The organism is Anaerotignum sp. (genome assembly GCF_045122575.1).
Taxonomy (GTDB): Bacteria; Bacillota; Clostridia; order Lachnospirales; family Anaerotignaceae; genus Anaerotignum_A.
On sequence record NZ_JBGVHV010000053.1, the window covers coordinates 1 to 8,679 of the forward strand.

General features: G+C 48.2%; 10 protein-coding genes. All 10 read left to right on the forward strand.

Annotated features, from left to right (window positions below):
- A partial coding sequence (locus ACJMLT_RS02420) for a 3-phosphoshikimate 1-carboxyvinyltransferase (protein ID WP_405726045.1) occupies positions 1-891 on the forward strand: 891 nt, incomplete at its 5' end.
- Positions 881-1,963, forward strand: coding sequence for a chorismate synthase (aroC, locus tag ACJMLT_RS02425; RefSeq protein WP_405726048.1), 1,083 nt, complete (start codon positions 881-883; stop codon positions 1,961-1,963). The genes ACJMLT_RS02420 and aroC, both read left to right, overlap by 11 nt.
- Positions 1,964-1,979: 16 nt before the next feature.
- Entirely contained in the window at positions 1,980-3,119 is a 1,140-nt protein-coding gene (locus ACJMLT_RS02430; RefSeq protein WP_405726051.1) for a bifunctional chorismate mutase/prephenate dehydratase, read from the forward strand.
- 12 nt (positions 3,120-3,131) lie between these two features.
- Positions 3,132-3,566, forward strand: a complete 435-nt coding sequence (gene aroQ / locus ACJMLT_RS02435) for a type II 3-dehydroquinate dehydratase (RefSeq protein WP_405726054.1) — start codon at positions 3,132-3,134, stop codon at positions 3,564-3,566.
- 16 nt (positions 3,567-3,582) lie between these two features.
- Positions 3,583-4,773 (forward strand): pyridoxal phosphate-dependent aminotransferase, encoded by a 1,191-nt coding sequence (locus ACJMLT_RS02440; RefSeq protein ID WP_405726057.1) that lies wholly within the window; start codon positions 3,583-3,585, stop codon positions 4,771-4,773.
- A 50-nt stretch (positions 4,774-4,823) separates the two neighbouring features.
- Positions 4,824-5,045, forward strand: a complete 222-nt coding sequence (locus ACJMLT_RS02445; protein ID WP_405726060.1) for a hypothetical protein — start codon at positions 4,824-4,826, stop codon at positions 5,043-5,045.
- A gap of 76 nt (positions 5,046-5,121) precedes the next feature.
- On the forward strand, positions 5,122-5,553 hold the full coding sequence (gene mraZ, locus ACJMLT_RS02450; protein WP_405726072.1) for a division/cell wall cluster transcriptional repressor MraZ: 432 nt from the start codon (positions 5,122-5,124) through the stop codon (positions 5,551-5,553).
- A 103-nt stretch (positions 5,554-5,656) separates the two neighbouring features.
- Complete coding sequence (rsmH, locus tag ACJMLT_RS02455) at positions 5,657-6,589, forward strand: 16S rRNA (cytosine(1402)-N(4))-methyltransferase RsmH (RefSeq protein WP_405726063.1); 933 nt, start codon at positions 5,657-5,659, stop codon at positions 6,587-6,589.
- A gap of 33 nt (positions 6,590-6,622) precedes the next feature.
- A complete protein-coding gene (locus tag ACJMLT_RS02460; RefSeq protein ID WP_405726066.1) occupies positions 6,623-7,156 on the forward strand; it encodes a hypothetical protein in 534 nt (177 codons plus the stop codon).
- Positions 7,157-7,161: 5 nt separating this feature from the next.
- On the forward strand, positions 7,162-8,679 hold a 1,518-nt coding region (locus ACJMLT_RS02465), incomplete at its 3' end, for a peptidoglycan D,D-transpeptidase FtsI family protein (RefSeq protein ID WP_405726069.1).

The following is an 8,679-nucleotide window of genomic DNA, read 5'->3' on the forward strand; positions in this document are numbered from 1 at the left end:
GAACTGGTACAGCATGGTTGTACCGTAAGTAGTGACAGACTGCCCGTAAAACTGGAAGGACAGCTGCAGAGCGGCACATACACACTGCCCGGCAATATCAGCTCTCAGTTTATCACAGGGCTTCTGTTTGCGCTGCCCCTGTTGGAAGGGGACAGTGAGATTGTGCTGACAACAGCAGTGGAATCCAGAGGTTATATCGATATGACACTGAAAACGCTGAAAACTTTTGGCGTGGAAGTGACAGAAACAGAAAATGGCTGGAAGATCCCCGGTGGCCAGACCTATGCAGGCCCCCGTATGCGCTTTACAGAAGGGGACTGGAGCAATGCTGCCTTCTGGCTGGTGGCAGGTGCCATTCAGGGCAGCATCGGCTGTCAGGGGCTGGATATGGAGTCTCCTCAGGGGGACAGAGCCATCGTTTCTCTTCTGGAGGAATTCGGTGCAGAAACCAAAACGGTTCTGAATCAGATCACAGTGACACATAAGGAAATGAAGGGGATTCGTATCGATGCATCTCAGATCCCCGATCTGGTGCCCATCCTTTGCATTGCAGGTGCGGCGGCAGAAGGAAAAACAGAAATTATGAACGCAGGCAGACTGCGGATCAAGGAAAGTGACAGACTGGCTGCCATGGCAGACTGTCTGAAAAAAATCGGCGTAGAAGCAGAAGAAAGAGAAGACGGCCTGCTCATTACAGGCGGCTGCAATCCTCCTGCAGGGGAGATCGTCATTGATTCCCATGGAGACCATCGTATTGTGATGGCTATGGCTATTGCGGCAGTCAGCCTTGGTGTGGATATCACCATCAAACATGCGGATGCTGTGAATAAATCCTATCCTTCCTTCTTCGCAGAACTGAAGAAACTGGGAGGTGTGGCAGATGTCCTCTAATTTTGGTGAAAAAGTGAAAATTACCATCTTTGGTCAGTCCCATTCCGAAGCCATTGGTGTGGTGATCGATGGTCTGCCGGTAGGGGAAGCAATCGATATGGAACAGGTGCAGCAGTTCATGGAACGCCGTGCCCCCGGCAGAAATGCCTATTCCACCCCCAGAAAAGAAGGGGATGTGCCCAGAGTGGTTTCCGGCCTTTTTGAAGGAAAAACCTGTGGTGCGCCCATTTGTGCCATTATTGAAAATACGAATACAAGATCGAAAGATTATGATAAACTGAAAGATTTGCCCAGACCCGGTCACGCAGATTTTACGGCGTGGGTGAAATACGATGGATATAATGACCATCGGGGCGGCGGCCATTTCTCCGGCAGGCTGACAGCTCCTCTGTGCTTTGCGGGGGCAGTCTGCAAACAGATTCTGGAGAGAAAGGGCATCCATGTGGGTGCCCATATCCTGTCTATCAAAGGTGTGAAGGATACCCCTTTTGATGAAGTGCATGTTGATGCGGAAGCATTGCAGAAAGTGACAGCCAAAGCCTTCCCTGTACAGGAGGATGCGGCGGGGGAAGCCATGCAGGCGGCCATTGCGGCGGCAAAGGAACAGGGTGATTCTGTAGGCGGCATCATCGAATGTGCGGTGACAGGGCTGCCTGTGGGCGTAGGCGAGCCTATGTTTGACGGTCTGGAAAGCAGACTGGCAGCGGCAGTCTTTGCCATTCCTGCAGTCAAGGGCGTGGAATTTGGCGCAGGCTTTGGTGTGGCAGACCTGTTTGGTTCTGAAAATAACGATGATTTTATATATAATGCAGATGGTACCGTGGAAACAAAGACAAATAACCACGGCGGCTCTTTAGGTGGGATCTCCAGCGGCATGCCGCTGGTGTTCCGTGCGGCTTTCAAGCCCACCCCTTCCATCAGCAAGGAGCAGGATACCATCTCCATCAGCAAAAGAGAAAACGACAAACTGGCAGTGGTGGGGCGCCATGACCCCTGTATCGTGCCCAGAGCCGTACCCTGTGTGGAAGCGGCGGCGGCAGTGGCGATCCTGGATCTGCTGTGCAGAATGTAAGGAAGGATGAAGGTTTATGGATTTGAACGTATTGAGAGAACGTGTGAACGATATTGATGACCAGATGGTCGATCTGTTCGTAGAACGTATGCAGGTGGCGGCGGAGATCGCCAATGCCAAGGCAGAAAAAAATCTGCCTGTGCTGGATCTGAGAAGAGAACAGGCTGTGCTGCAGAAGGTTATGGAAAAGGCTGGAGAAGAATTTGAGATCTATGTGAATAAGCTTTATCAGACCATGTTTGATGTCAGCAAAAGCTATCAGTCCGGCATCCTGTATAAAGAAACAGACCTGTCCAGAGAAATTCTGAAAAATATCGAAAATCCTCCGCAGGCATTCCCCAGAAAGGCAGTGGTTGCCTGTCAGGGGGTGGAAGGCTCCTATGCATCCAGAGCCTGTGACAGACTGTTTGGCATGCCCAGCAAGATGTTTTTCAGCAACTTTGAAAGTGTATTCAATGCAGTGGAAACAGGTCTTTGCAAATACGGCGTACTGCCTGTGGAAAACAGCTCTGCCGGTTCCGTAACAGAAGTTTATGACCTGATGGTAAAACATAAATTTTATATCGTGAAAAGCCTGAAGCTGCATATCAATCATGCCCTTCTGGCGAAGCCCGGCGTAAAACTGGAGGACGTAAAAGAAGTCATTTCCCATTCTCAGGCGCTGCAGCAGTGCAGTAATTTCCTGAAAGCACACCCCGGCATCAAAGTGACGATTTTTGAAAATACGGCAACAGCAGCAAAATTTGTGGCAGAAAGCGACAGAACAGATATCGCGGCTCTTTCTTCCACAGACTGTGCAAAACTGTATGGTCTTCATGTACTGATGAATGGCGTGCAGAATAACGAAAACAACTACACACGCTTCATCTGCATCACAAAAGATATGGAAATTTTCGCAGGCTCCAACAAGATCAGCCTGATGCTTTCCGTAGACCACAGACCCGGTTCTCTCCACGAACTGATCGGTAAATTTGCCTGCCGCGGCATCAATCTGTGCAAACTGGAAAGCCGACCCATTCCCGGCAAGGATTTTGAATTCCGATTCTATTTTGATCTGGATGGTTCTGTGTTCTCTCCTGAGATGATCACTGTGCTGAAGGATATCGAATATGCGGCGGAAAGCCTGTCCTTCCTGGGCTGTTATTCCGAAGCGTAAGGGGGCGGCAATATGAAAATCCTTGTCATCAACGGCCCCAATCTGAATATGCTGGGGATCCGTGAAAAGAATATTTACGGTGCGGAAACTTACGAAGATCTGAAAAATCTGATCGAAAAGACCTTTGCAGAACAGAAAATCGAAGGGGAGATCTATCAGTCTAACCACGAAGGGGCACTGGTGGATCGCATCCAGCAGGCATATTTTGACGGCACAGATGCCATTGTCATCAATCCTGCGGCTTATACCCATACCAGCGTAGCCATTCTGGATGCGCTGAAGGCGGTCAGCCTGCCTGCGGTGGAAGTACATATTTCCGATGTGAAGGAAAGAGAGGATTTCAGACAGATCTCTTACGCCGGCAAGGCGTGTGAAAAAACCATCATGGGCAAGGGCTTCCTGGGCTATGTGGAAGCCATTGCATATCTGGTGGAAAAATACAAATGAAAGAAGGCGAATCAGTATGATTTCTGATAAAATGAGCAAATTGCTGGAAAGAAGTGCAGCAATGAGCAATATGTACACAGAGGGCGCCAGAATGAAGGCGCAGTACGGTGTGGAAAACGTGTATGATTTCGGTCTGGGCAACCCCAACCTGCCTGCACCCGATATCATCAGAGAAACCAGCATCCGTATCCTGAATGAAACAGACCCTTGGTATCTGCATCACTATATGCCTAACAATGGCTTCGTGGAAGCCAGAGAAAAGATCGCAGCCAGCCTGAATCGTCGTTTTGGGGAATCCTATGGCGCAGATAATATCATTTTCTGTACCGGTGCTGCCGGCGGCATCAACTGCCTGCTGAAAGTGCTGATGGATCCCGGTCAGGAGATCCTGACATTTGCGCCCTATTTCGGTGAATATGACCGCTATGCGGATAACGTAGGCTGTACCTTGGTGGCAGTGCCTGCCAACATTCCTACTTTCCAGCCCGATGCGAAGGAAATGGCGAAATATATCACAGAAAATACAAGAGCTGTTCTGATCGATAATCCCAACAACCCCACAGGCGTTGTTTACAGTGCGGAAACGATCCAGGCGATCTGTGATGTTCTGGTGGCAAAGGAAAAAGAATATGGTCATGCCATTTATCTGATTTCTGATGAACCCTACAGAGAACTGGTTTATGATGGTGCTACTGTGCCTTGGGTACCTGATTTTTATAAAAATACCATCGTAGCCTATTCCTTCTCCAAATCCCTGTCTCTGCCCGGTGACCGCATTGGTTATCTGGCACTGAGAAACGAAGTGGAGGACTTTGATAATATCGTATATGGTGTGGCAGTTGCAACACGTATTATGGGCTTTATCAATGCGCCCTCCCTGTCTCAGATGGTTTGTGCGGAATGCTGCGAAGAAACGGTTGATATCTCTTTCTATGACAGAAACAGAGAAACTCTGTACAATGCCCTGACAGAATATGGCTATGAAGTGGCGAAACCCCAAGGTGCGTTCTACATGTTCGTGAAAACGCCTGTGGATGATAAGGAATTTGCCCAGAAAGCAAAAGAATATCGCATGATCGTAACGCCCGGCAGCGGCTTTGGCTGTCCCGGCTATGTGCGTCTGTCCTATGCAGTAAATTATGCTATGGTGGAAGGTTCTCTGCCTGCATTCAAAGCACTGATGGAATATTTTACAGAAAATAAATAAAAAACAAAGTAAGTCCTGCATGAAACATGCAGGGCTTTTTTTGTGCCCGAATGGATGAAAAAATTTTTGAAACAGGGTATTTTCGGCCGTGGTGGAGAGTGGTGGAGGAGAAAAATGGTGGAGGATATTCGGATTTGGTGGAGAGTGGTGGGGGCTCTCCTTTTTTGATGGAGAAAACCTTGGAAAATCGGGCTTTTTTCAAAGAAAAAATCTTAAGAAAATCGGTATTTTGGGGTTGTTTTTTCTATGTGGCTGTATTACAATGTGGTTAATAGTGGCGCAAAGTGGAGTTTTGTGGTGAAAAATCACCGGAAACGTGGAGAAAGGGAGAAAGGTGGTGACAGCGAGATGTTCTTGGGACAATATCAACATTCCATTGATGCAAAGGGACGTTTGATCGTACCTGCAAAGTTCAGAGATGACCTCGGAGAGCGTTTCGTTGTGACAAAAGGGCTGGATAACTGCCTGTTTGCCTACCCTCAGGAAGAATGGAAGGTTTTTGAAGAAAAACTGAAACAGCTTCCTCTGACCAACCCCGGCGCCAGAAAATTCGTCCGTTTCTTCTTTGCAGGGGCAGTGGAATGCGAACTGGATAATCAGGGACGTATCATGGTGCCTCCTCACCTGAGAGAATATGCAGGACTGAAGAAAGACATCGTTTCCATCGGTGTAAATAACCGCATCGAAATCTGGAACAAAGACAGCTGGAACGAATACAGCGATGAAGAAGATTACATCAGCAATGAACTTGCTTTCGAAATGGAAAATCTGGGCATCTGACGAATGCTTGTGAAGGCTTCGCAAGCTGAAATCATGAAAACAGTATCAGATGCGAATTCGTTAGAAATGAGAACTTGAAATAGAGAAACGACTTGGAGGAATTATGAATTTCCATCATGTATCCGTACTCCTTTACGAGTGCATCGATAATCTGAATATCAAGCCTGACGGCATTTACGTGGACGGCACCATGGGCGGCGGCGGCCACTCTCTGGAAATTGCCAAACGCATTGAAACCGGCAGACTGATCTGTATCGATCAGGATCCCAATGCTCACGAAGCGGCAGGCAAAAGACTGGAAGAACATAAACATAAGATCACCTTTGTCAGAGATAATTTTGGCAATATCAAAAATATCCTGGATGAACTGGGGATCGAAAAGATCGACGGCATGCTGATGGATATTGGCGTTTCTTCTCACCAGCTGGATGAGGCGGAGCGCGGCTTTTCCTACCAGCAGGATGCACCGCTGGATATGCGAATGAATCCGGACAAGCCCTTCAGCGCATATAACGTGGTCAATGAATATGACGAAGACGAACTGGACAGAGTGATCTTTACTTACGGCGAAGAACGCTGGGCAAGACGCATCGCCCAGTTCATTGTAAAAGAAAGAGAAAACGGCCCCATTGAAACAACGGGCGAACTGGTGGATATCATCAAAAAGGCAGTGCCGAAGGGTGCCAGAAAAGATGGCCCCCATCCTGCAAAAAGAACATTCCAGGCCATCCGTATCGAAGTAAACGGAGAGTTGGATGTGCTGCAGCAGGCCATTGATGATGTTTCCGAAAGACTGAATGAAGGCGGCAGACTTTGCATCATCACCTTCCACTCTCTGGAAGACCGTATTGTAAAAGAAGCCTTCCGCAAGCAGGAAAATCCCTGTATTTGCCCGCCCCAGTTCCCTGTGTGTGTCTGTGGGAAGAAGCCTTTGGGCAGAGTGGTGACAAGAAAACCGATTGCACCATCTAAAGAAGAATTAGAAGTAAATCCTCGTTCTCGCAGCGCAAAGCTCCGCGTTCTGGAAGGGGTATAAAATAAGAAAAACTGATGGAAAGGAGGGGCAGACATGGCAGCAGAAAAATACAGAAGCAGAGACCGCATGCAGGCTGGGTCTTATTATACATATGGCAACGTTGCTTATGAACTGCAGCCGGATTACAGCCCCTACCGTTTCCGTGAAGAGGAAGAGGAACGCCGTAAGGCGGAGGAACGTCTGGCAAAGGAAGAAGCCAGAGAAAACCGGATCTCTTCTGCAAAAATGATCGGTGTGGCTCTGGTACTGTTTATTGGCTGTATCGCATTTATGGGGATGAATGTATTGGTGGACAATGCGGAAGTGTCTTTGCGCAGACAGAAGGGTGAACTGGAAACCCTGAAATCTGCCAATGCGATTTTGGAAGCAGAACTGACAGAACAGCTGGATATGGATTTTATCCGGACAGAAGCTACAGAACGACTGGGCATGAGCGAACCACAGTCTTATCAGGTAGTGTATATCGACGTGCCGAAACAGAGCTATACTGTACAGCATCATGCGGATGACGCAGCAGATGAGGCATCTCTGCTGACGAAAATCACGAATCTCTGGAAGAAGGATTGATATAAATGAGAAGAAAGGCGCGAGGAATAAAAGTAAACCAGAAGTTTGCTTTTATTCTTTTTGTGTTTATGGCAGTGCTGACGCTGTTGTTTGGCAGGGTCATCTACTGGAAAGCAGCCCATGGGGCGGAATTTGAACAGGCGGTAAAAAATCAGCAGATCAATCGGTATGATCTGGTCAATGCAGCCAACCGCGGCAGTATTCTGGATAGAAACGAACAGGTTCTGGCCGTATCCACTGCTGTTTATAATGTGGCGCTGGATCCGCTGCTGATCGCAGGGGAAAAGGATGAAAAAGAAGCACAGAAAACTTTTGCAACGCTGTGCGAATATTTCCCGGAACTGAAAATGGAAGATCTGCAGTATCACGTGGCGGTGAACCCGGCGACCAATGAGATCAACACACCGACTCACTGGAAGTATCTGGTGAAGGGCGTGGAAAGAAGTGTAAAGGAAAAACTGGAGAAAGAAAAGCTGCTGGGGGTTTATTTTGAACAGACCAGCAAACGTTCTTATCCGCTGAAATCTTTGGCCTGCCACCTGATCGGCTTCAACAACACATGGGGGCTGGAAGGGTATTATAATGAAGAAATGACAGGTATTCCCGGCCGTTCCTTCATCCTTTATCAGGGGGCGGATACGGTAACTTATCAGGACTATGCAGCGGAAGACGGCAATACTATCGTTACTACGCTGGACTATACGATCCAGCAGTATGCGGAGGAAGCTGTAGCGGAAACCATGGCTCAATGGCCTTCTGAAAACGTGGCTTCTCTGGTAATGAACCCCAATACGGGGGAAGTTTATGCCATGGCATCTGCCAATAAATTTGACCTGAACGATCCTGATGAACCTTTGGCACTTTCCGACGAAACCTTTACGGAAACGTGGAATACCATGACCGATGAGGAAAAGAGCGAATATCTGAATAAAACCTGGAAGAATTTCTGTGTCAGTGATACGTATGAACCCGGTTCCATCTATAAACCTCTGGTAGTGGCAGCGGCGCTGGAAGAAGGAGTGATCACGAAAAACTCTACGTTCTACTGCGGTGGTAAGATCAATGTTGCAGACAGAGAGATCGGTTGTCATCTGAGAAGCGGTCACGGCATGGTAACGGTAGAAGATATCATGGCCCAGTCCTGCAACCCCGGCATCATTCAGATTGCCCAGAAATTAGGGGCAGAAAAACTGTATAAGTATCAGAGAGAGTTTGGTTTTGGCCAGAAAACAGGGATTGACCTGCCCGGCGAAGGGGAAGGTCTGCTCCATGCAGAGTCTGCCATCGGGCCTGTAGAACTGGCAACCATTGCCTTCGGTCAGACTTTCAACAGCACGACCATTCAGATGGCAACCGCGTTTTCTGCTCTGATTAATGGCGGTAATCTGGTGCAGCCCTATGTCGTATCTCAGATCATCGACGACGATGGTTCTGTGGTGATGGAACAGGATACGGAAGTGGTCAGAAGAGTTATTTCTCAGAAAACCTCTGACTATGTTCGTACAGCACTGAAAGCGACAGTA